This is a genomic window from Halanaerobium hydrogeniformans (assembly GCF_000166415.1).
Taxonomy (GTDB): Bacteria; Bacillota; Halanaerobiia; order Halanaerobiales; family Halanaerobiaceae; genus Halanaerobium; species Halanaerobium hydrogeniformans.
The window spans coordinates 674,319-698,759 of record NC_014654.1 but is presented as its reverse complement, the minus strand read 5'-3'; the positions used below and the strand labels follow the sequence as shown (position 1 = coordinate 698,759).

The 24,441-nt window shown below is 31.1% G+C and carries 19 protein-coding genes and 4 pseudogenes; all 23 read right to left on the bottom strand.

Annotation, left to right across the window (positions count from 1 at the left end; genetic code table 11):
- Nucleotides 1-19: 19 nt before the first annotated feature.
- Nucleotides 20-268, bottom strand: a complete 249-nt coding sequence (locus tag HALSA_RS03035; protein WP_041595773.1) for a hypothetical protein — start codon at nt 266-268, stop codon at nt 20-22.
- 176 nt (nt 269-444) lie between these two features.
- Nucleotides 445-1,041 (bottom strand): annotated as a pseudogene (locus tag HALSA_RS13315) (IS3 family transposase).
- 277 nt (nt 1,042-1,318) lie between these two features.
- Nucleotides 1,319-2,050, bottom strand: a complete 732-nt coding sequence (locus tag HALSA_RS03015) for an ImmA/IrrE family metallo-endopeptidase (RefSeq protein ID WP_013405153.1) — start codon at nt 2,048-2,050, stop codon at nt 1,319-1,321.
- Complete coding sequence (locus HALSA_RS03010) at nt 2,051-2,389, bottom strand: helix-turn-helix domain-containing protein (protein ID WP_013405152.1); 339 nt, start codon at nt 2,387-2,389, stop codon at nt 2,051-2,053.
- A gap of 183 nt (nt 2,390-2,572) precedes the next feature.
- Nucleotides 2,573-3,268, bottom strand: coding sequence for a macro domain-containing protein (locus HALSA_RS12360; RefSeq protein ID WP_013405151.1), 696 nt, complete (start codon nt 3,266-3,268; stop codon nt 2,573-2,575).
- 165 nt (nt 3,269-3,433) lie between these two features.
- A pseudogene (locus HALSA_RS03000) lies at nt 3,434-4,701 on the bottom strand (IS3-like element ISHahy4 family transposase).
- A gap of 57 nt (nt 4,702-4,758) precedes the next feature.
- Nucleotides 4,759-5,484 (bottom strand): annotated as a pseudogene (locus HALSA_RS02990) (DarT ssDNA thymidine ADP-ribosyltransferase family protein); the annotation flags it as partial.
- A 15-nt stretch (nt 5,485-5,499) separates the two neighbouring features.
- Complete coding sequence (locus HALSA_RS13120) at nt 5,500-5,628, bottom strand: hypothetical protein (RefSeq protein WP_013405149.1); 129 nt, start codon at nt 5,626-5,628, stop codon at nt 5,500-5,502.
- 371 nt (nt 5,629-5,999) lie between these two features.
- Nucleotides 6,000-7,416 (bottom strand): annotated as a pseudogene (ltrA, locus tag HALSA_RS02985) (group II intron reverse transcriptase/maturase).
- A gap of 959 nt (nt 7,417-8,375) precedes the next feature.
- Nucleotides 8,376-8,720: a hypothetical protein gene (locus tag HALSA_RS02980; protein ID WP_013405148.1), complete on the bottom strand. Its 345-nt coding sequence runs from the start codon at nt 8,718-8,720 to the stop codon at nt 8,376-8,378.
- Between the two features lie 48 nt (nt 8,721-8,768).
- Entirely contained in the window at nt 8,769-10,649 is a 1,881-nt protein-coding gene (locus HALSA_RS02975; RefSeq protein ID WP_013405147.1) for a DEAD/DEAH box helicase, read from the bottom strand.
- A gap of 134 nt (nt 10,650-10,783) precedes the next feature.
- Nucleotides 10,784-11,056: a hypothetical protein gene (locus HALSA_RS02970; RefSeq protein ID WP_013405146.1), complete on the bottom strand. Its 273-nt coding sequence runs from the start codon at nt 11,054-11,056 to the stop codon at nt 10,784-10,786.
- Nucleotides 11,057-11,195: 139 nt separating this feature from the next.
- On the bottom strand, nt 11,196-12,272 hold the full coding sequence (locus HALSA_RS02965; RefSeq protein ID WP_013405145.1) for a mannose-1-phosphate guanylyltransferase: 1,077 nt from the start codon (nt 12,270-12,272) through the stop codon (nt 11,196-11,198).
- Between the two features lie 42 nt (nt 12,273-12,314).
- Nucleotides 12,315-13,259 carry an NAD-dependent epimerase/dehydratase family protein gene (locus HALSA_RS02960; RefSeq protein ID WP_013405144.1) on the bottom strand — a complete coding sequence of 315 codons (945 nt, stop codon included), beginning with the start codon at nt 13,257-13,259 and terminating at the stop codon, nt 12,315-12,317.
- A gap of 184 nt (nt 13,260-13,443) precedes the next feature.
- Nucleotides 13,444-14,493, bottom strand: a complete 1,050-nt coding sequence (locus tag HALSA_RS02955; RefSeq protein ID WP_013405143.1) for an IS30 family transposase — start codon at nt 14,491-14,493, stop codon at nt 13,444-13,446.
- 93 nt (nt 14,494-14,586) lie between these two features.
- Nucleotides 14,587-15,624: a glycosyltransferase family 4 protein gene (locus tag HALSA_RS02950; RefSeq protein WP_013405142.1), complete on the bottom strand. Its 1,038-nt coding sequence runs from the start codon at nt 15,622-15,624 to the stop codon at nt 14,587-14,589.
- Between the two features lie 141 nt (nt 15,625-15,765).
- Nucleotides 15,766-16,892 (bottom strand): IS3-like element ISHahy2 family transposase gene (locus HALSA_RS02945; protein WP_095522093.1). Its coding sequence is split into 2 segments (ribosomal slippage): nt 15,766-16,640 and nt 16,640-16,892, totalling 1,128 coding nucleotides; the frame shifts between segments, so codons are not numbered across the junction.
- Nucleotides 16,893-17,484: 592 nt separating this feature from the next.
- Nucleotides 17,485-18,660, bottom strand: a complete 1,176-nt coding sequence (locus HALSA_RS02935; protein ID WP_013405141.1) for a LegC family aminotransferase — start codon at nt 18,658-18,660, stop codon at nt 17,485-17,487.
- A 20-nt stretch (nt 18,661-18,680) separates the two neighbouring features.
- The gene (locus tag HALSA_RS02930) at nt 18,681-19,298 is read right to left on the bottom strand and encodes a sugar transferase (RefSeq protein ID WP_013404664.1); all 618 of its coding nucleotides are present in this window, start codon (nt 19,296-19,298) and stop codon (nt 18,681-18,683) included.
- 16 nt (nt 19,299-19,314) lie between these two features.
- Nucleotides 19,315-20,418: a glycosyltransferase family 4 protein gene (locus HALSA_RS02925; protein ID WP_041595733.1), complete on the bottom strand. Its 1,104-nt coding sequence runs from the start codon at nt 20,416-20,418 to the stop codon at nt 19,315-19,317.
- Between the two features lie 450 nt (nt 20,419-20,868).
- Nucleotides 20,869-22,136, bottom strand: a protein-coding gene (locus HALSA_RS02920; protein ID WP_095522092.1) for an IS3-like element ISHahy4 family transposase whose coding sequence is annotated in 2 segments (ribosomal slippage) — nt 20,869-21,836 and nt 21,836-22,136 — 1,269 coding nt in all. Because the reading frame shifts where the segments join, the coding sequence is not laid out codon by codon here.
- A 403-nt stretch (nt 22,137-22,539) separates the two neighbouring features.
- Entirely contained in the window at nt 22,540-23,613 is a 1,074-nt protein-coding gene (locus tag HALSA_RS02910; protein WP_013405139.1) for a sialidase family protein, read from the bottom strand.
- A 69-nt stretch (nt 23,614-23,682) separates the two neighbouring features.
- Nucleotides 23,683-24,429: an SDR family NAD(P)-dependent oxidoreductase gene (locus HALSA_RS02905; RefSeq protein WP_013405138.1), complete on the bottom strand. Its 747-nt coding sequence runs from the start codon at nt 24,427-24,429 to the stop codon at nt 23,683-23,685.
- Nucleotides 24,430-24,441 lie beyond the last annotated feature (12 nt).

Genomic DNA, 24,441 nt, shown 5'->3' with positions numbered 1-24,441 from the left:
AATACAACCCTGACTGTTATTATAAAGAGCTAAATCTACTTTTTGGAACTTTTAAATTTAGTTCTTCCCCTATTTCTGAAACAATTTTTTCTGCCCAGTGCCCTCCACCATACCAATCATAATGTTCATTATATTTTGGCATTTTAAATAAAGCTCTATTTCTAGATTCTGTGTCACGAAGCCAATAAGAATTACTATAACCTTTTCCTTCTTTTATTAATTCCCAGTCACTTACATCTACAATTTTATATTTTTGATTTTTATTCATATTTAAATTACCCTTCTTATATTTACATTATACTTTAATATATATTGAATGTAAATTAATCCTACTTAATTACTTCTTCATATCTCGTTATTTCCCTACATACTTTATGGATTTTTTATCTAAAGAGTGAATCAATTGCATCTCTGTAACTATACTTCTGAGGTTCCCCCATTAAATTAGACACATAGTTTAGATAGTTTTCTTTCATTTTCGTATTCTTCTGGACTTTTATAATTTAATCTAGAGTGCATTCTGATTCTGTTGTAATAAACAGCTATATATTCGAAAACATCCTGTCTTGCTTGTTTTCTTGCTTTGTAATCTTTTTGATAAATTAATTCTGTTTTTATAGTGGAGAAGAAACTTTCTGCAACTGCATTATCCCAGCAGTCTCCTTTTCGGCTCATTGAGGATCTTATAACATTTTTCCATAGTTCTTTTTGAATTTCTTTTTCTGAATTGCCTTAAGAACATTACTCACATAAGTCTAACAACTCTTTTTATATTACATTTATGGCCTTCTTTTACCAACTGTTGGTGTATTCTGGGGCTTCCATAGCGGCCCCATGCTGCCAATATATTTTAGCTATTTCTAGCTTTAATTTCTCATTTTTCAGTTTCCTGTTGTTTCTATATTCTCTACGCCAGCGATTGAGATTACCATAATTAATACCTAGATCTTCAGCAATTTCTTTAACAGATTTATCAGAGTTCAGACTGAGTTCAACAGCATCTCTTTTGAATTCTTCTGTGTAAGTTCTTCTTTTCCCCATTTTTATAAGCTTGTTATATTCAATAAAAGCTTGATACTCACTATCTATTTCAATGACTTTAAACAGACCTACATCAATTGCCTCAATTTCATCTTTATAAACCCAGCTGTATTTACTATATCTTTTCATAAAACTAAATTCATCAACTACTACCTGGGGAACAAATATCCTATCTCGATATAAGTCAACGAGAATATCTATTCTTTTAATCCAAATAAAAGAGGCAAGACAATCATTATCAAAAACTAATTTAATATCAGTTTTATATACTAATTTATCAGCCCTCATCGTTTTCATCTCCAAAGACTAAATAACCATATCCACCTTCAATTAGATATTCATTATATCTACTTTCTGAGATTTTGTTTTTTTCTAAAGCCTCTTCGGCTAATTCTGCATAATCAGACTCAACAATTACATCATCCTCTACTTTGGGCTTAGTATATAATTCTGTTGAATATCCATATTTTCTTGCTTTTTTAATAACATTAATCTCTTTCAATTCTTTATATCTTTTGTTATTGATATGCCTGTCTAGTTTAAGCCTTAAAATTAGAGCCTGATGACTGATCTTAAAATAGTTTTCTAAATAAAGACAATCTGAAATATCTACCTTATTTCTATTTTTTTGGGTTAATCTTTTCTTTAGATGAAAGTTTAAAGCTTCACGAGGCATTAATAGATAAGAGGCAAAAGTATCAGCTTCTTTTTCCAGGTATTTTTGCTTTCCATTTAAATTTACATTATATTTTAAATGATAATATTCATGAGCAGCAGTAAAGTATTGCCGGCCTAATGAGGTATTCACATTAATTAATATTGCCTGGACTTCACCTTTTTTAAGAAAAAGCCCATATAAACCACTATCAATTTGCATTTTGATAATACTGACATTAGCATTGTATTTTAATACTTCAAAAATATTTATAGCTTCTGTATTGCTCAATCCAAATTCATTTCTGGTTTCTATAGCTCTTGTTTCAGCAAGAGGATTATTTGCTTTACTCATTTATTTTACCCCCAGCATATTTCTTAATTCACATAAATTGTTCACAAAATTCTTAGCCCACTTTATTTTTTCTAGATCATCCTGAGCAATATCAGTCGAGCGGTGAGCTATTTCTAATTTATCCTCTTCCTCTCTTTCACCAATGAAATACTCAATACTTTTACCATATAAATTGGAAAATTGATTTAACAAAGATAAATTAATTTTTCTGGCACCAGTTTCATAATACGATATTTGACTTCTTTTTTTGCCAATGAAATTAGCTACTTCCTGCTGTGAATAATTCATTTCTTTCCGAGCTGCTTTTAGCCTTTTTGCAATCACTTCATAATCTAACATTAGACCACCCTTTCATTTAAATTATTGTATATTTATTGTAACATAATTGTTACAATTTATCAATATTAATTTATTAGTGTAACATAATTTAAAATATGCTACAAAGAAATAAAAAAATCCCACCAGAATTTTAATAATTCCAGTGAGAGTAATCTTCAGATAAAATTATTTTCTAGATTCAATTTACATCTCTAAAGCCATCTGAACTAATTCTCTTTTTTTACCTTTCGCCAGTTGATAATAATATCTAAATATTTTTTCATAAGATTTCTTCCCTATTCCTTTAAAATTATTTATCTGCCAGAATCTCTGAACCGGCTGCTTATCTACTATTTTTTTAGCCTGCTTGGCGTTTATACCAACCTCTTTAATTAAATGTTCACGATCAACTTTATTAACTAGATCCAACATCTTTTTTTCTATACCCTCTGCTTCATTTTTCTCATTCAAGCAGATATAAATATCAATATCCAAATCAGATAAATATTTCTCCATTAAATCTTTAACTGCTTCCCAGTCTAAACCACCATTGTTTGTACCTAATTTGGGAAAAGCAACTGATTCCATCTCAACTTTAGAATGATTTTTATTAAAATATTTAAGTCCTGCTTCAATCCATTCTATTTCTGACTTATTTCGCCAGTGTTTTTTTGTTGGGAAATTCAATATCCATAAATCATCACTATGACAGTAGATATAAGGCCGTCCTATTCTAACTAAGTTTTTATTGCATTTATCCTTATAATCTTTATACATTTCGGGAAATCTGAGTTTGAATTCCAGGGCTATACCTGCCCCCATTATTCCAACGCAGTTAACTGTATTAACTATAGTTTTAGCGGGAGCATTGAATACTGTTCCTTGATAGTATTTAATCATAATTTCACCATCCTAAATAGTCGCCTCTATACTTAGTATTCCGTTCATATAATATTCAAACTTTAATTGTTCATTAGGCAAATTTTTGATTTTACCGGTTCAACCCCCTAAATATGGAAAATATGTTTGTTAAGCTCGCTCATTCTTAGTTTCTCATTTTTTGATTTAGGCGAGTACTGGTTCAGCAACTATTTTTTCTGCTTTAGCCAGTTTATAAAATTTTGCTGGAGGCATATCATTAAGACTGCCATGACGGTATCTGTTGTTATAATAATTCATATACTCACTGACTTTTTTATAGGCGTCAATAAAACTACTGAATTCATTAATTGAATAACAATCTTTTTCTAAAACCGAATGAAATGATTCTATATGAGCATTCATATTAGGTGTTCTAACTGGAATTCTCTGATGCTCTACCCCCAGTTTTTCACAGGTGTCTCCAAATAATTTAGAGACAAATTGTGGTCCATTATCTGTTCTAATTTTAGGCAAATTCATGCCTTTATACAGCTTTCTTTTATTTAAAGCAGCCTTTAATACCCTGCAGGTATCTTTAGCTTTACAGCTTAGTCCCAGGTGATAATCTATAACAGTCTTATCAAAGACATCAATTACTGACATCTGGAAAAAGAACTGATCTGTTCCATTTATGTAGCCGTATTTTAAATCCATCTGCCAGAGTTGATTTGGTTCTGTAATTTCTTCCTGTTTTGCAATCTTTTTAGGTCTAAATTTTTTGATTTTTCTTTGCGATCTTAATATATCCAGTTCTTTGCATAACCTGTATACTTTTTTCTTATTTATTTTCAAGTTATAGTCTTCTTTTAAACAGACTGTAAGTTTCCTGTAACCATAAGGGAAGCCATCTCCTGCAACCAGTTCTAAGAGCCATTCTTTAATCTGTTCATCAGATATTTTTCACCTGATTCAGTTAGAGAATACCCAGGGACAGGTCTTCCTTGAGGATTATTGGAATTGCTGCTATTAGTACTTTCACTCTCTAGTTTTTCTATTTATATTACTGTAGTAAGTGGAAGAATTAAGCCCAACAAAGTCTAAAACAATAGAGATTTTATACCCTTTATTTATCCACTTTGATGCAATCTGAACTTTGAGGGCTATCGGGGGTTTACTTTATCTCTCAACTCCCTTAAAATCGCCAATTCTAATTCTTTTTCTGCTACAATTTTTTTGAGCTTATCATTTTCATCGCTCATTTTACTTAATCTATTTTCTATCTCTTTCATTTGCTTTTTTTCATCTTTAGGAAGAGATCTAACTGATCCTGTTTCTTTAGCTTTTTTGACCCAGCTGTAAACAGTATGCTTAGAAATATTATGTCGTCTTGCTACAAGAGCTGTGTTACCTATTTCGCGACATTCTTTTACAATTTGTTCTTTAGTTTCATCGGAATATTTTCTGTTTGCCATTGGTGTTTCCCCCTTGTAATTAGAGTATATCACTTTCAAACTTTTTCTCCAATTCTGTTAGGGGGCTATATAGTTACCATGACGTTTCAAATCATTTCCATTCGTGAAATTAATATTTTTATCATAAACTATATTAGCAGATTCCAAATCTTTAATTATAATTGTATGAGTATAATTTTTATAATTTCTTTTGTTAAATTCTAAGTTAATATCAATAGTTTTCTGAGTCTGTTTATGAATTTCTAGTTTATAATCTTCTATATAATTATTATTGCAGTTAAATAAGCTGGCGTCAAGCTCTAATTTATCATCCTTTCCAAATAAATTAATTGCTCTTTTGTAATCTGCCTTACTTCTAAAAAATATCTTATTTAAATAATTCAGTGAAATATCCTGTAACCCCAATAATTCAGCATGCCGTTTACTAATAATTTCTCTTTTTAATGGGGTATCTTCGATATGCAATGATCCTCGATGAAATATTTTATCCCAGTCCATCGTCTTAAAAAATTCAAAATCTTTTCCAAAATTAACATTTGAGGATGCTGCATTACAACTCGCAAATACTGTATTTTCTAATAATATTAACTCATAATCAAATAATAAATACACTGGCAGGGGAATATGAGGTTTCGCATTATCTACTTTAATTCCTTCATTCTTGTATAAAGTAGGAGTTTTTTCTTTATAATAAAACCTTACACATTTTTTTATATCTTGTTTAGTATGTTCAATAACATCCTCATTGGCTGCATCTAAAAAATCAATCTCACTATTCTGGCATTCAGCCCTGCTTTTTTAACACTCTGTTTCAATAATGCTTTTTAAATTTTTGAAATCAGTAAAATGATATAAACCTTTAAAGTCATATTTAGATTTGAGTTTATTAATAGCAGCCTTTAATTTTTTATAATTATCTTTATACATAACCCCATCTCCTTATAATATTTATACTACTTAAAGTATAACATAGAATAATTTGGAAATAAAGTTAAATATTATATTTTAATTGAATTCTAAATCTCAAATTTCTTTTTATCTACAGACTCAGCAAAATCAGTCCTCAACTCCTGCAACTCCTATTATTTATTTTTTGCATAATATAATTACCGGGAATTGCAAAGTAGCATTCCCAAAAGTTGCAAACTAAAATTCCCTATTATTGCAGGACAAAAACACCCATACACTTCAACACTGTGTAAATTGTGTTGTAGTGAAATCGAGTAGGAGGAAAATAATTAATTTATTTTCCGTCCTCTCACACCACCGCAGCGTACCGTTCGGTACTGGGCGGTTCATTAAGTATTAGTTGCTTGTGCATATCTTTCCGTAAAACTGAAGTATCCCAGTTTCTTTAATAACTGGTTGGTAAAGGTTCTTGCAAGTATTGGGCTATTGGATATTCTCCAGTAGCCTTTCCTTGTGTTAGCATATTTCCATGCCTTAGCTTCTTTGATACCCAGTTTCCTGAGCATCTTAAAGCGGGTTCTAATTTTCTTCCACCTCTTCCAGTAGCACATTCTTATTCTTCGTCTTGCCCACTGGTCAAGTTCCCTCATCTTTCTTTTCATATCAGCTATTTTATAGTAGCTGACCCAGCCTGTGATTATCTGTTTTAATTTCTTAAAACGATATTTCATTGTCCATGGCTTACTCCTTGATGTGAGTGCTTTTATCTTTCCTTTAATTTTCTTAATCGATTTCGGGTGGATTCTAACCCTTACTTCACCTTTCCTACTATAGAATGAAAACCCTAAGAATTTTCTTCTCCAGGGTCTGCCGACTGCACTTTTCCTTGCATTGACTTTAAGTTTGAGTTTCTTTTCAACAAATACAGTTATGCTTTCCATAACTCTCTTGGCCGCTTTTCTGCTTCTGACATAGATCTGACTATCATCAGCGTAGCGACAGAATTTATGATTGCGTTTCTCCAGTTCTTTATCCAGTTCATCCAGCATTATGTTGCTGAGCAGCGGACTTAACGGGCCGCCCTGGGGGCAACCTTTATCATCTTTACTGATTACACCATCAATCATTACTCCTGAGTTAAGGTAAGCTCTTATTAACTTCAGCACCCTCTTATCCTGCACTTTCCTGGCTACTAAAGACATCAGTTTATCATGTTGAACAGTATCGAAATACTTTTCAAGGTCTATATCGACCACCCATGTATAACCGTCATTTATATATTCCCTGGCTTTATTTACCGCCTGGTGTGCATTTCTTCCAGGTCTGAATCCGTAACTGTACTCTGAAAATCCCGGATCAAATATTGGCGTCAGCTGTTGTGTTATTGCCTGTTGAATCATTCTATCTATTACTGTTGGAATACCAAGTAGTCTTACTCCACCACCAGGCTTAGGTATTTCTACCCTTCTTACTGCCTGTGGTTTGTAATTACCTTCCAGTATATCTTTCAGAAGTTGACTGCCGTTTCTTTTAAGGTGGGGTAGAAGTTCATCTACACTCATCCCATCAATACCATGGCTGCCTTTATTTCCTACAACTCTTTTTATATGCCTTATTCAGGTTTGGAGCTGCAAGAATTTTCTCCATCAGATTACTGGAGTCTGCCTTTTCACCGTTTCTTTCCTTCGGCAACGCCGCAGAAACACTCTGCACTCTCTCATTACTTCCAGCTTCCAGCCTTTTCTCCTGAGAGCAGCCTTCATATGAAGTTGTCTGCTTTCTATGTGTTTCCGTCGAGTTGTTCAAATTTAAGAAACCTCCTAATGTTTCATCCTTCAATTAGTGTATATATCCACCAATCTACTATGACTTCTGCTGCATTCTGACAGTTCAACTCTTGCATTACTGCAGAGTTTATTGCTTAGAAATTCATCACCACAATCTACTGTCAGACCTTCCCTGGTTAAGAATATTTGCTTTCACTACATCTATCTGCTGTATTTACACTTCCCGTCTCGAATAGTTTTGGGCTTTGTTTTGTTATGCAAACTTACCCACAAGATTGTGCCTTTTATACAGTTCGTATTCCTCAGACCGAAGCTTTGCCTCCAACTTCCTTCAGATTCCACCTCACGGTGGACACCCTTGTCTTCAGCTAGTGGTTGGCACTATTGACCCCCACATCAGACTTTCACTGACTAGCAAATATCCATGCCAGGCAAACATAAAAAAACTCCCACCTTCCAGTGAGAGTCAGCTTTAATGATATGACAAATAAAAAATTTTAGATTGAACTATTAATAAACGAAAAGTGTAAAATGTTATTTGACATTCACATACGGTCACTGTGGCAAAAGAACACTACCGAAAAAAATACAGAGTATCACTAAATATTCTAGGAAATCTAAGCGTTTCAAACTCTATCTTTTAAAGCAAACTGCTTATAATAGAAATAAATTCCATAAATCAAGCTCACTCTTTTAATAACCGATGAAAAACTTAATGATGATGCACACCAGCGGTTGATAGAAATTTTCGAACTATCTCCCGCTTTAGAAAAAGCATGGGCGCTTACAGAGGAGTTTAGAAACTTACTGTATACCTTTATTTTAAAAAGTCTATTCACGCTTTAAATAATAAAGTCAAATTTGTCAAAAGAATTGACTTTATTATTCCCAAAGTTGAAAACTTAAAAACCAAGTATTTTTTTATTTCTGGTTAGTTTTAAAAATACACAATTACTTTTATACAACCATTTATTTTATTTAAATTGCTTCACCCATATTATCACTGTTTTCCATCCATTTCTTTAAAATATCATTGATTTGATATTTTTGTTCTGTTTTTCTATCATAAATCAACTTCTTTTCAGCTGCATTTTCTTCAATAAATACTTGTTCCAACTTATCCTCTTTATCAAAATTATAATAAAAAATTACCTGCCCCTGATAATCTTCTATTTCACACTTCATTTCTGCAATTAAACCATCATCACCCATATAATAGTTAACATAACTATAATTTGGTAATTTTGCATTTTCTAGTAAATTATAGGGGGTTACCACCGAAGAATAAAATAACTCATAAAGATTTTTGATATCGTCTTTCATTTGATCACACCCTTCATTTTAATCATTAAGTTTCAAAACTTTAAACTTTTAACCTTCCAAATAACTATGAAGCACATTTTCTGCATACTCTTTAATTGCATCTATTTGTTCAAATGCAATATCATAATCAGATAAATTCCAATCCTTTCTTTTTTTGCTAATCTTATGCCTTAATGCATCACTAAAATAAGCCGACAACATCCCCGCATTATTACCTATCTTTCTAATCCAAGAAAATTTATCTTTAAAAAGCCTACAGCCAATTATTTCATCACCATCTTTTTGTAAATTAAATTCATTAATTAATTCTGGAACAATTTCATACTTTATCAAATGATCTATATCTTTTTTTCTGTTTTTAAAATATTGATCCGGCCTTTTTATTTTAGACTTACTAGTCTGACTGGAATCATAAATCTTTGCTGCTTCTTCTTTTTGTATTTCTAACATATCTTGTAAATTTTTAATTGCTTCTTTTCTTTTAGCTATTTCTTCTTTCCTTTTTTTGAGCAATTCTGTAGTAATATAGGGATCTACTATAACCTTTCCTTCACCCTCTTCTCTAGCATTACCAATACTTAGATCTCTTTTCCCATCTATAGTTTCTGATTCATCATCCGAAATTTCTAATTCATTCAAATATTTTATAGTATCACTTTCCTGAATTTCTTTTTTATAATAATCCCATAAATCCTTTAAGTATAAGTATTGATGAGATACAATTACACCAATATTATCTTCTACACTCTCTACTTCATCTTCAGGAATTCTTCTTAATATTCTACCAACAAATTGTGCATATGGTAATTTACTCCTAAAAGGTCGAAAAATAGCTGCAACAGATAAGTACTTATGATCAAAACCTTCTCCTAACATTGCCACATTAACTACAACTTGAACTCTATGATTTTCAATATCACTATGAGCTTTTTGCAGCTTTTCATCACTCATCTTACTATGCACAATTGTAGTTTCATATCCTTTGTTTATATATATTTCTTTAATTTGTTCCGCATGATCTATACTACAAGTAACTGCTATAATTTTGTGGGGAACAGAACTCTTATTAGTTTTTTCTTCTAACTGTTTAAGACTTTCAACTACAACTTTTTCAGAACAATTTTTAGAATATGCTACAGACCGACTGATCCAATTTTCATCTTTTAAATCCATATCATATATTTTTTTTACAGTATACTCTTTTTTATATTTGTTATCAATAGTTAAATATAATTTTCCAGGTACATGGACAATATCTTCTAAACTTTTTACATAATTATTCGCCATAGCAGCACTCAACTTATATTTAAATACTTCTTCCCCTACAATTGGTTTACCATCACTTCTAAAAGGGGTACCGGTTAATTTAACTATTTTAGCATCAGAAAAATAGTTTACTGCTTCAACCCAGGTATCTGCTGTAGAATGATGAGCTTCATCAATTAATATCATATCAAAAAAATCTTCATTAACTCTTTTTAATAGTGATGAATCAAGTCTATTTTGAAGTTTATGTACATTTAAAACAACTATATTTGCGTTATTTATTATTTCTAAGGGAGTATCGTCTCCTTCATATTCAATTAAATTAGGTAGCTTCTCAACATCTTTAAAAACTTTTCTTTTTAACCAGAAATTGTCATAATTATCAGGATCTAAGGAATCAATAATAGAATCTCTTATTGTTGTACCAGGAGTTATAATTAATACTCTGCCTTCAGAAATATGGTACGGTAATATTGCCATTAAACCTGTTTTTCCTACTCCAGTTGGTAAGACTATTATTGCATGTGATGTTTTACTTTTGGTAACAAAATGATTGTATACTTTATGATATGCGCTAATTTGAGGTTCTCTTAAATTATTATTATTAATCATTTGGGGATCAGAAATCAAAAAATGTTCTTCATTAAAATCAATTTCATCCATGAATAAACCCTCCCACTTGTATCAGCTTCTTCAGGCCAATCTCTAATTGTCTGACCTTCTATGCGTCTCGTAGCGCTACTCTTTCTTTAGCCTTATCTTTTTCAACTTTTTAGGTCTCATATATAAAATTATCTTTATCTATTTTTAAGCTTTATTTCTTTTTTTGAAATTTCACGACTTACTGTAATTCTATGGCAGTTTAATTCTTCAGTACTTGCCAGTTCCATTGTACCTAATGAATGTTCAAAGCGATTATGGGTTGCCCCTGGATAAACTAGATATGTTAATGCTAATTGGTGAATATAGCGTAAACGCTGAAATTGCGGAGAATCTAAGACTTTCCTTTCTTCCGAAGAAAGTTTAATAAAAATATGTATAGGGTCTCTAATCTCATGAGTTAGCTTCATGTAATATTTCCTTCACATTAACTAATTTATAAGAACATTATAAAACAGATGTTCACAAAAAGCAAGTTTATTTTAAATTTTCTGAAAATAATTTTGAAGTTTAATTTAGGTATTAATTAATATAAAGAAAAATAAACTCCTACAAACAATCCTCCAGCCCATCAGCTGCCAGAATATTTCTGATCTCTTTTACTTCTTGAGCTCTTTTTTTATCACAGATTAAAATAGCATCCTCTGTATCCATAATAACTACATCATCAAGTCCAATGGTAGTTACTACCTTATTCGGACTGTGAATAATAGGATTAGTAGTATCTATACCGTAATGTTTACCAATTACCACATTACCATCATTATCTATTTTTTCAACTCTCTCCAGAACAGGCCAGCTGCCTAAATCATCCCAGCCAAAAGAGGAGGGAATAACAAAGATATCATCTGCTCTTTTCATGATTCCATAGTCGATAGATACACTTTCCATCTGTTCAAATTCTTCTTTAATAACTTTCTTTTCTAAATCTGTTCCTAAAGCCTTTTTTATTTTTAATAAGGAACTATACATCTCAGGTAGATGTTTTTCTATATTATATAAGATACTATCCAGCTGACAGATAAACATGCCGCTGTTCCAGAGATAGTTACCAGCTTCTAAAAATTCTTTAGCTGTATCTAAATCAGGTTTTTCAGTAAAGTTTTGAACTTCAAATACCTGGTCTCCATCAATTGTATGTAGGTGATTACCATAATGGATATAGCCGTAACCTGTTTCTGGATGGGTTGGTTTAATACCTAAAGTAACAAGATTTTTACCTGTTGCAGCTGTCATTACTGCTTTAGACAAAATATCAATAAATTTCTTTTCATCTTTTATTAAATGATCTGCAGGTAAGACAATCATTGCTGAACCAGGATATTTATTTTCTATAACTACTGAAGAAAGACCTATACAGGCAGCTGTATTTCTTTTCATTGGTTCTACTATTATATTTTCTGAAGGTATTCCATCAAGCTGCCTTTTAATGGCTTCCTGATAAGCTGCATTGGTAGCTATAAAGACCTGTTCTATTGGTACAAGTTCTTTTATTCTGGCTACAGTCTCCTGTAACATTGTTTTTTGGTCATCATTTAATTTAAAAAATTGTTTTGGATTATCTTTTCTGCTTAAAGGCCAGAATCTGGTTCCTTCTCCTCCAGCCATTATTAGTGCTGTTAGCATTTGAAATCAACTCCGGATAAAAAAGTATACATTAAAATTTATTTACAGATATAAATCTTTTAAAAACTCAACCTCACGTTCAAGACCCTCTTCAAAATCAGTTTCAGGCTCATAGCCGAGCATTTCTTTAGCTTTTGATGTATCGGCAGAAGTATGTTTGACATCGCCTTTAACAACCTTCTGATACTCTCTATTGGCTTTCTTGCCTATTATTTCTTCCATTAAATCAATAGAATCATTTAAGACTACTCTTTTACCATCGCCACCAATATTAAATATTTCTCCTGCAGCATCACTTTCTGCTGCCAGAATATTGGCTTTAACTATATCCTGAACATGGGTAAAGTTTCTTGACTGCTTACCATCACCAAAAATAGTTAGTTTTTTATCCTGTAAAATAGCTTTAATAAAAATATGAAAAGCCATATCCGGTCTCTGTCTCTCTCCAAAGACAGTAAAATATCTTAAGGATACTGTTGGTACATTGAAATTTTTATAATATAAATAGCATAGGTTTTCTCCGGCAAGTTTAGATACGCCATAAGGAGAAACAGGCTGTAATCTATTTGTTTCTTGCATTGGTAATTGATCTGTATCTCCATAAACTGAAGATGAAGAAGCATAAACAAACTTTTTAATATTACTCTCTTTAGCTGCTTCTAATAGTCTCTGAGTCCCCATTATATTGTTATGAGTATAAATTTCAAAATCTTCTCCCCAGCTTGATCTTACTCCAGCCTGAGCTGCTTGATGAAATATGTAGTCTACATCTTTAAGTAATTCTTTTAAATCAAGATCATTTATGTTTTCTTCTATTAGAGTAAAGTTTTCATGATCTATAAATGAACTCATATTATTTTCTTTTAATGAACGGTCATAATAATCTATAAAGCAATCTACTCCTATAACTTCATATCCTTCTTCAAGTAATTTCTCTGTTAATGTTGAACCTATAAATCCCGCTGCTCCTGTTACTAATGTTTTCATAGTTATCCCCCAACTATTCTAAATTCATCTCTTCTATAATTTTTTGATTTACCTTATGTACATCATACTTTTCTTCAGCAATCTTTCTGCTTTCTTTACCCATTCTTATAATTTCATTTTTATTTTTAATAAATTATCCTTGAATTGCAATGTTAAATTGAACTAGTTTCAAACTGTAATAATTTTAATTGTATAGAATTAGTTTTAGTTGGTCTTCAAAAGCTTCATCAGGAGTTAAATATCCTAATATTTTTCTAGGTAAAGTATTACACCAATTTTGAACTCTAGCAATAGCTTCAATTGAAAATTCATTTATACTTCTACCTTTAGGTATAAACCTTCTTATCAAGCCATTGTGACGTTCATTTGTTCCTCTTTCCCAGGCTGAATAGGGATGAGTATAATAAATTTTAGTGCCAACTATTTCTTCTACACTGGCTAGCTCTGAGAATTCAGAACCATTGTCACTGGTAATGCTTTTAAAGACTGTAGAAAAAAGATCTCCAGTTTCTTTGATTAGCTTTGTCATAGCTTCCTGAACAGAACAAGATGTTTTGTCATCAATTTTGCGAATAATTTGTGAGCGAGTTGTACGTTCTGTCATAGTAAGTAGTGCTGCTTCATCTTTAGTCTTTTTACCAATAATAGTATCAATTTCCCAGTGGCCAAATTCGCTGCGATCATTAACGCTTTCAGGGCGTTCATCAATGCTGGTACCCAGTTTCTTTTTATTCTGCTTAATACGTTTTGGTTTTGTAGAACGCTTTAATTTCAATGGTAGATCAATATTTTTAATCTTAAGTAGTCCAGCATCTATGTAATTATAGAGAGTTTTGGTGCAAACCATCTTTGAATTTGGAAATTTATTATGCACCTGAGCTGATCCACAAATAGAATCAATTGAATGATCTGAGTTGTAAAATTTATCTAAAACATGTTCTATGAAATCTTCGCACTCTAGGAGTTTAAACTTAGGTCCGCAATTTTTACGATTATTTTCATAAACTCTTTGACCAACATCAGGGAAATAAATATCAACCTTTTTATTGGCCTTTATTTGAGAAACTGTACCACGTTTCAACTCGTTTCTAATTGTATTTGAAGCTCTACCTAAGCGTTTACCAATTGCATAAGGTGACATTCCTTCTGAATGTAATAAAGCAATTTGACCGCGATCATAAGCATTAAGGTGTTTATTTTTTCGAGAATTTGGTGTATCATATAAGTAGTCCATAGTGTGCACCCTCCTGTAATGTTTATTGTTTGTAGTAATTCAATTATATTACAGTTTGTGCCACTATGGGCATTTTTTATTAGTTTTTTTTAATTAGTTCAAGTTCATTTTACAATTAAGCTTAATAAAATATCTCATTTTTTCTGCCCATATTTTATGATCTTTAACCGGTATTAAAAATCCATTTTGACCATCAACTACAGTTTCCCTACAGCCAGGATTATCGGTAGTTATAATGGGTTTCCCCATTGACATAGCCTCTAATATAGATCTTGGTGTACCTTCTCTATAATAGGAAGGTAATACATAAACACTATTTTGAGCTATAAATGGTTTTACATCCTCTACTCGCCCAAGATAATTTATTATATTATCCTGATCTGCTTTTTTTACATAATCTAAAGAAACTGCATCAGGTCCTGAACCCGGAGAACCTAAAATATTAAATTCTGCTTCTGGGTATTCTTTATTAATTATACTTGCTGCTTCTATATACTGTTTTATGCCTTTACTTTTAAGTAACCTGGCCATAATTAAAAATGAAATTTTTCCAGTTTGGGGATCAGAATTATAAAATTCTTCTATATCTACTCCTGAACCATTTACAACGACTGTTTTTTCTTTATCGATTAAATTTAGATCAATAAATAAATTTTGATCATCTGGATTCTGAAAGAATACTTTATCGTTATTCTTTAATGAAAGTTTATATAAAAAAACTGCTATTTTATTTACTATTTTATTTTTAATTCCACCACTATTAAAAGTATAACCAAGACCTGGCATCAGAGAATACATGCCTTTTAAATTAAAACTTTTACTTATTAAGGATGTAAATATGACTGGTTTAATTGTGTAGGCAAAAATATAGTCAGGTTCAATATTTTTTAATTTATTTTTTAAATCAATTATTGAACTAATACCTTTAAAAGGGTTTAATCCACTTCTATTTAATTTATATTCTACTGTTTTTGCTCCCCAGCCCTCTAAAATTTCTTGATGATCAGCTTTATATTTAGGAGCAAAGGTATAGACCTCATAATCTAAATCAATCCATTTTTTTATTAAATCCCCTCTGAAATTTATAAGAGAAGTTGAAATGTTAGAGATTATTACTAATTTATTTTTCATAATTACCTTCCTGAGTTTCCATCATATTTTTAATGAATTCATTTATAGATTCAATATTATCATTTAAGTCTGACTTAGTATTATTATCAATGTTTAAATATTCTAAATTATATTTATTAATATATGGATTGTCAATACTTTTTACAACAATTTTTTATCGAACATTAAATATCTATATTCAACAGGTGTTAGGTAATCTAACGACCCGTGGATTCTGTGGTTATTATACCAGTTAACATAGTCAAATAGCTCATATTCCAGCTCTTCAAAGCTGTTAAATATTCTGTCATAAGCAAATTCAGTCTTAACTACTTTAAAGGCTGCTTCTGCCACTGCATTATCATATGGGCATCCTTTATTGCTTAAAGAACGCTCAATATCAAACCTGACTAAAATATCATCGATAGCTTTATTTTTGAATTCATTACCTCTATCAGTATGTAAAATATTAATTTGATTTAGTGGTCTTTTAATACTTTTAAAAGCCTCAGTTACTAATTCGGCATTTTTCTTTTTACCTGCTGCATAACCAACAAATTCACGGTTGAAGAGATCTATGATCAGACAGACATAGTTCCATTTTCCTTTTACATTAACATAGGTTAAATCACTGACAACAACGTCTAGAGCTTCTTCTTTGTTAAATTCTCTGTTTACAATATTGGCAATTTTATCTTCATTACAGCTTGGAGAATGAACTTTGTATTGTTTTTTAGTATAAGTAGAAACTAGATTATATTTTTTCATTATTTTACCTATTCTTCGCTTGGACACCTGATAACCTTTTTTAGCTAATTCTCTTTTGATTTTTCTGGTTCCATAGTGATTTCTACTTGCTTTGTAAATGGAAATCACTTCGCTTTCTAGTTCAACATCAACCTGTTTTTCTTTAGGGGTATAATAGATCATACCCCTTGATATATTGAGTGCTCTGCACATGGCGCTAATACTGTATTTATCCCTGTTTGCCTTAATAACTGCTACTTTCGTCCCATTATCAGCGCCGCTTGCTTTAAAATATCATTCTCCATTTTTAACTGCTTGTTTTCTTTTTGTAATTTAATTAATTCTTTTTCTTTATCAGATCTATTATCTTTAGCGCTGAATGAACCTGAGTTATTATAGTCTTTTATCCATTTATGAAGTGTGGACCTTGCCATTCCATATTCATTGAGTATTTCAGTTTGATTTTTACCATTATTGGCCAGAGCAACAACTTTTCTTTTGATTTCTTCAGGATATTTTGTAGGCATGATATTTTCCTCCATTTTAGTTTGTTATTATCTTATTATATCATGTCCGAGAAAAAACTGTTTAATTAATTATACCCGATCCAATTTTCCCAATTCATTTAACCACTCCTGATTTAATTCTACTCATAGCTAGCTTCAATGTAATCAGATTTTCAATTTATAAATTTAAAAATAAAACCTAAACTAAACACCTGTTTTCTTATTTCTCTTTTAATTAAAAATTTCCTGCAAAAATAGGTTGAATTCCTGTTTTCACAGTTGATAAAAAACTTTTTGGTCATATCTCAATTATTATCACCTCGAATAAGAGAACCTCAAAGTGGGGTTAAATATTAGGTGATCAGGTTATTACAACTGCAGACTAAATCACAAAGAAAGCATTTTTAGAAAATCTTAGGTGTAAAATCTTAATTAACGAAAAGTGTAAAATATTATTGGACATTCAAAAGAGCCCAGAATTTATTTTAATTTTTCGCTATTGGGTAGCTACTAATAAAATTGCAAAAACCGGAAATTTGTTTGCAAAAAAAACACCTTTCTGCACTCATCGTTGTTACTCAATTTTATTAACTCAGTTAAGAAAACTGAAATAATTTCTGTATCATTATTATTTTTTAAATTCTTTTAACCACTCAACTACAATATCCACTTCTTCTGTCGTTAAATTAGAAGAACAGGGAATATTAATTAAATTATCTACAAAGTATTGAGCCTTTTCTATCTGATAGGACTGATTGTCAAGATATGGTTTCTGCTGATGAATCAGTCCCCAGAGAGGTCTGGCCTGAATATTAACATCATTTAACTTTCTTAAAAGTTGATCTCTATCTATTCCGTATTTATCCTGATCAACCATTACTGCATAAAACCAGTGGTTAGCTCTTGTTCCCTGATTAAAAGGTAATAAACTTAAACCGTCTATTTCAGCTATTGCTTTTTTATAAAGCTGATAGTTTTTCTTTTTAGTTACTATAAAGTCTTCCAGCCTGTCTATCTGTTCTGTCCCATAAGCAGCTTGAATATTGGTCATTCTGTAATTATATCCTATTTCATCATGCTGATAATATAAAGGGTCAGTCTTAGCCTGAACCCCTAAAAATGATGCTTTTTCTAAAAGCTCAGGGTGGTTGGAAACCATCAGTCCTCCACCACCAGTAGTAATTATCTTATTTGCATTAAAGGAATAAACTCCGATGTCTCCTATTGTTCCACAGTGCTGCCCCTGATATTTACCGGTAGTATAATATGAGCCCAGTGCTTCTGTTGCATCTTCTACTACTTTTAGATTATATTTAACTGCAACTTCCATTATTCTTTCCATATCAGCTGGGTTACCGAAGACATGAACTACTACTATAGCTTTAATCTCTCTACCTGTTTTCTGATTGATTACTTTACCATCGACCATTTTACATTGATTGGCTAAAAATGATTCTAATTTATCTGGATCTATGTTAATATCATCTCCACAGTCCATAAAAACAGGTTCTGCTCCCACATAAGTAACTGGATTTACTGCTGCTATAAAGGTAGCTGTCGGAACAATTACTTCATCATTATGTTCTACTCCTAAAACTCTCATAGCAAGATGCAAACCTGCTGTTCCACTCTGAACTGCTACTGCTCTGTCTACTTTTAAGTACTTTTCCATCTTTTCCTGGAATTCTTTTATAAATTTACCACCTGTGGATACCCAGCCTGATTCTATGGTGTCTTTTATATTTTCAACTATATCCATAGATAGATTGGGTACTGAAAGTGGGATTGATCTTTTTTCTGGCATTATATCACCCTTTTTTAAAATTAAAAAAATATTGTCTTAAAAATATAATATATATCTTTAAAAAAAGAATAATTCCTTATATATTCTTTATTCAGCCTAACCTTATTCGGAAAGATTACCTCTTCATTATACTTTTCCGGATTGTCTTTTTCTGCTAATACTTCTTCTTCATTTTCATATTTTAAAGAAGCAGGACCGGTAATCCCAGGTCTTACTGAAAGAATAATATCTTTATCATCCTTGTTCATTGTATTTATTATCTCTGGCACATCAGGTCTTGGCCCAACAAAACTCATTTCTCCTTTGACAATATTAATCAACTGTGGTAATTCATCTATTTTAGTTTTTCTAAAAAATTTTCCTGAATTCGTTATCCTGGGATCCTTTTTTGTAGTTACATTAGTATTATGTTTAGTATTAGATTTCATTGTTTTAACTTTTATTATTTTAAATATCTTCCCATTTTTACCGACTCTTTTTTGAGTAAAAAAACCACTTTCTTTAGTTTCAATTAAAGCAATTAAATAACTTATTAAAATAATAGGCAAAACAATAATTAAACCAATACTAGCAATTATAAAATCAAAAAATCGTTTGATTAACTTTTCTCGTTTTGAAATTCTAATCTTTTTACTCATTAAAAACTTACCCTTCTTAAATTAATTTATTTATTTTCTTTAAATATTCATTTGTAACAATTTTTCTATCAAATTCTTTTTCAATTTTTTTCCTAGATTCTTCTCCCATTTTAGTTCTCTCTGCTGGACTTAAGCTAATAAATTGAATTATTCTTTTTTGTAGTTGAAGAGAAGATTTGGCTTTAAATAAAAAACCATTAATATTATTTTCAATAATCTCTTTGCATCCAGGTATGTTAGAAGCAATCAAAGGTTTAGCCATTGCAGCTCCCTCCAACAAAATATTCGACATACCTTCATGATAAGATGGATTAACTATACAATCTGCTTCTTTTATTTCTTGTCTTACATCATGAGAATAACCAAGAAATTTTACCGAGGAGGTTTTTTCAATTATTTCTTCATATTCATCTTCTTCAAAAGAACCTAAAATTTGAAACTCTAAATTTGAATATTTTTCTTTTAATAGTTTTGAAGCTTCAATATATTCCTCTATTCCTTTTTCTTTCATCACTCTTCCTATATATAGAAACTTAATCTTATTATCATTACTTTCTTTCTCTAGTGGTTTGAATTTATCAATATTAACACCTGACCCAGGGATTAAAACACTTTTATTTTTTGATACCATATTTTTTTCTAGAAATAAAGTTAAATTAGATTTGTTTTGAAAAAATACAATATCTGTTCTTTTACAAGCAGAACTATATAAATGTTTTACAAAATACTTTAACTTTGAATTTAAAGAGGTTCCAATCCCAGTTATGTTCATGATTGAAGAGATATTATAGTAACTTGCAACCCAGTTACCATAAATATTAGGCTTTACTGTATAAGTTAAAATTAAATCTGGATATATTTTTTTTACTATATTTTTATAATCAATGATAAGCTTTAAATCTTCTAAAGGATTTATTCCTCTCCTATTAATATAAGTCTTAATATGTTTTGCTCCCATATTTTCCAATACTTCAACTTTCTTGTTAGAGTTCTTTTGAGGGACAGAAAAATATACTTCAAATCCTTCTTTTATCAATCTCGATACTAATTCTCCTCTAAATATATATATATCTCTACCCGAATTAGCTAATATCAAAATTCTTTTTTTGTTATTTTTCATCAAATTATAGATTCTCCTTATATCAATCAATAGGGTCTTCAAAGCCTGATTTAAAAACTTTAACTGTATTTCTTTCCACTGCAGTGCAAATAATAACTCAAAAATACTATATTAAATTAATTTGATTTTTTATGTTATTTGTCAAAATAAAAAGCTAATAAATGTACTTTGTAATTTAAACTAAGACATTTTTAATAATGCAACGCGATAATTTATAAGTGAGATTAAAATATTTGAAATTATTGCTATTTTTTGAAGTGATTAAAATCCATAATACTCTCTGTACCAATCAATAAACCTCTTAACTCCAGTTTTTAGAGGAGTTTCAGGTTTATAGCCAACATCTTCAATTAAATCCTTAACATCAGCATAAGTCATCTCGGTTCAACCCCCTAAATATGGAAAATATGTTTGTTAAGCTCGCTCATTCTTAGTTTCTCATTTTTTGATTTAGGCGAGTACTGGTTCAGCAACTATTTTTTCTGCTTTAGCCAGTTTATAAAATTTTGCTGGAGGCATATCATTAAGACTGCCATGACGGTATCTGTTGTTATAATAATTCATATACTCACTGACTTTTTTATAGGCGTCAATAAAACTACTGAATTCATTAATTGAATAACAATCTTTTTCTAAAACCGAATGAAATGATTCTATATGAGCATTCATATTAGGTGTTCTAACTGGAATTCTCTGATGCTCTACCCCCAGTTTTTCACAGGTGTCTCCAAATAATTTAGAGACAAATTGTGGTCCATTATCTGTTCTAATTTTAGGCAAATTCATGCCTTTATACAGCTTTCTTTTATTTAAAGCAGCCTTTAATACCCTGCAGGTATCTTTAGCTTTACAGCTTAGTCCCAGGTGATAATCTATAACAGTCTTATCAAAGACATCAATTACTGACATCTGGAAAAAGAACTGATCTGTTCCATTTATGTAGCCGTATTTTAAATCCATCTGCCAGAGTTGATTTGGTTCTGTAATTTCTTCCTGTTTTGCAATCTTTTTAGGTCTAAATTTTTTGATTTTTCTTTGCGATCTTAATATATCCAGTTCTTTGCATAACCTGTATACTTTTTTCTTATTTATTTTCAAGTTATAGTCTTCTTTTAAACAGACTGTAAGTTTCCTGTAACCATAAGGGAAGCCATCTCCTGCAACCAGTTCTAAGAGCCATTCTTTAATCTGTTCATCAGATATTTTTTCACCTGATTCAGTTAGAGAATACCCAGGGACAGGTCTTCCTTGAGGATTATTGGAATTGCTGCTATTAGTACTTTCACTCTCAGTTTTTCTATTTATATTACTGTAGTAAGTGGAAGAATTAAGCCCAACAAAGTCTAAAACAATAGAGATTTTATACCCTTTATTTATCCACTTTGATGCAATCTGAACTTTGAGGGCTATCGGGGGTTTACTTTATCTCTCAACTCCCTTAAAATCGCTAATTCTAATTCTTTTTCTGCTACAATTTTTTTGAGCTTATCATTTTCATCGCTCATTTTACTTAATCTATTTTCTATCTCTTTCATTTGCTTTTTTTCATCTTTAGGAAGAGATCTAACTGATCCTGTTTCTTTAGCTTTTTTGACCCAGCTGTAAACAGTATGCTTAGAAATATTATGTCGTCTTGCTACAAGAGCTGTGTTACCTATTTCGCGACATTCTTTTACAATTTGTTCTTTAGTTTCATCGGAATATTTTCTGTTTGCCATTGGTGTTTCCCCCTTGTAATTAGAGTATATCACTTTCAAACTTTTTCTCCAATTCTGTTAGGGGGCTATATAGCTCTCTTAAATCTATCTCGTATTCATCATAATATTGCGGTGCTCCATTACCATTATCTGTCAAAAATATCAGCTCCTAATTTAAAAATAATATGAAGACATTATCATCTTACAATATTTACTAGAAAATATCAATGTTTTTACTAGTATTTCCTTATAAAAGCATGCTCAACCAGATATTATGCTCTTTTTTCTGTAATTAGGTGCTCATATATTAATTAAAAATTAATAGAATGAATTAAAATAACAACCCCTGATTGCTGCATATGAGCATCCAAGGATTGCTATTTAAAGAATTTATATTTTGTTTGTTCATTTTAAACAGAAAAATCTAGTCTAATATTTCACTCTCTTCTATAGTTACATATCTAATATATTCTCTTAAATATGTGTATGCTATATGAATAAGTCCTGTATCATCCTGCACTAAAGATGGATAAGAAAATTCTGGCTCCCCTTCTAAACCTTCATCTGTCATTAATTCTTTTTTTTGCGGCCATGTCCTACCACCATCATCTGACAGAGATATTACTAAGGGATTCCTTTTTACTCCCCAAACTGCACTTGGTTTTTCAACTTCTTTAACACCTACATTCTCCATATCTTTTTTATCAAACCAGGGAGGCATATCGACTGTAGGCGGAGAAATATGTTTATTAACATCATCATAAACTAATGCAAGTTTTCCACTCTTCAATTTAAGGCATTGGATAGAGGAATTATTATTTGGAAGTTCCAATGGCTCTGGAACCGACCAAGTTATCCCCTGATCTTTTGAAAAAGTTCTATATATGTAATCTGCTCTTCTATTGCGAAAAAAACCAACAATATCTTTATTATCAAGCTCTACAGCAGACATATGAACAAGGCCTTTGCTTTCTGGGATAGATACTTCTTTCCAGGTAGATCCACCGTCTGAAGAAAGTTTCACAACACTATAATCATCCCCCAAAAATCCTGTTTCAGATTTTTGACAGTAATAAGCTGGTAATAATATATCGTCATTTTCAAGCTTTATTGGTGGATTTCGAACAAATAATCCTTCATCTTCGAATAAATCTTCAGCCTTACTCCAGTTATGACCATAATCATCTGATCTTCTAATTCGTACAACTGCAGTTTCTTGATGTACACCAATTTGAGCGGTATACAGCAACCAAAGGTGACCGGGTTTAACTTCATATAAGATGGGGTTTTGTTCAGATCTGTTTTCATCACCTGATAATACTACTGCTTTAGACCAACTAACTTCTCCTTTTTTTAAACGACTGTAGTGAATTGAAATATCAGCCTTACCTTCACAGCTACCACCAAACCAGGTACACAATAAATCACCATTACTTAATAATAATAGATTAGGTGCATGATTATGAGGATATTTATTTGGTATTTTATAATTTTTCATGATTAAAACTCCTTATATAGCTAATTTTGAATATGATTTCTATAATTTAGTTTTATTTAAAATGATAAACTAATCCATAAATGAACCACCATTAATATTTAGCGACTCACCTGTAATAAAATCAGACATATTTGAAGCCAAAAACAGAACAGCTTGGGCAACATCTTTAGGAGTGCCTAATTTATTTAAAGGTATTTTATTAATTACTCTTTCTTTATATTCTTTACTCCAATCTTTTGACATATCTGTTTCAATTGGTCCAGGACAAACCGCATTTACATAAATACCATATTTAGCCATTTCAGCTGCGAAATGTCTGGTTAAATAAACAACCCCTGCTTTAGAGGCTCCATAACTGGGAGAAGCATTTGCATGTGGTTTTTTAGCAGCACTCGAAGCAATATTGATAATTTTACCAGCTTTCTTTTTTTTCATGTGAGGTAGTACAGTTAATATTGTATAAAGAGTTCCATTTAGATTAACAGCCAAAACTTTATTCCAATCAGCTAAATCCATTTCTTCTGTTGAATCTCTTATTATGATACCAGCATTATTGACCAAAATATCGATTTTAGAAAATTTCGCAATAGCTCTTTTTATAATTAACTTGCTGGTTTTTTGTGCAGATATATCACCAGCAATATAAATACAATCTCTACCAAGTTGAGTAATGCTGCTTTTGACTTCTTTAAGCAGCTTTTCATTTCTTCCATTGATAACAAGATCTGCTCCTTCTTCTGCTAAGTTTAAGGCGATTTCTCGACCTATACCTCTTGTTGCACCAGTAACAACAGCAGTTTTGTTTTCAAGCAGCAAAAAAACACCTCC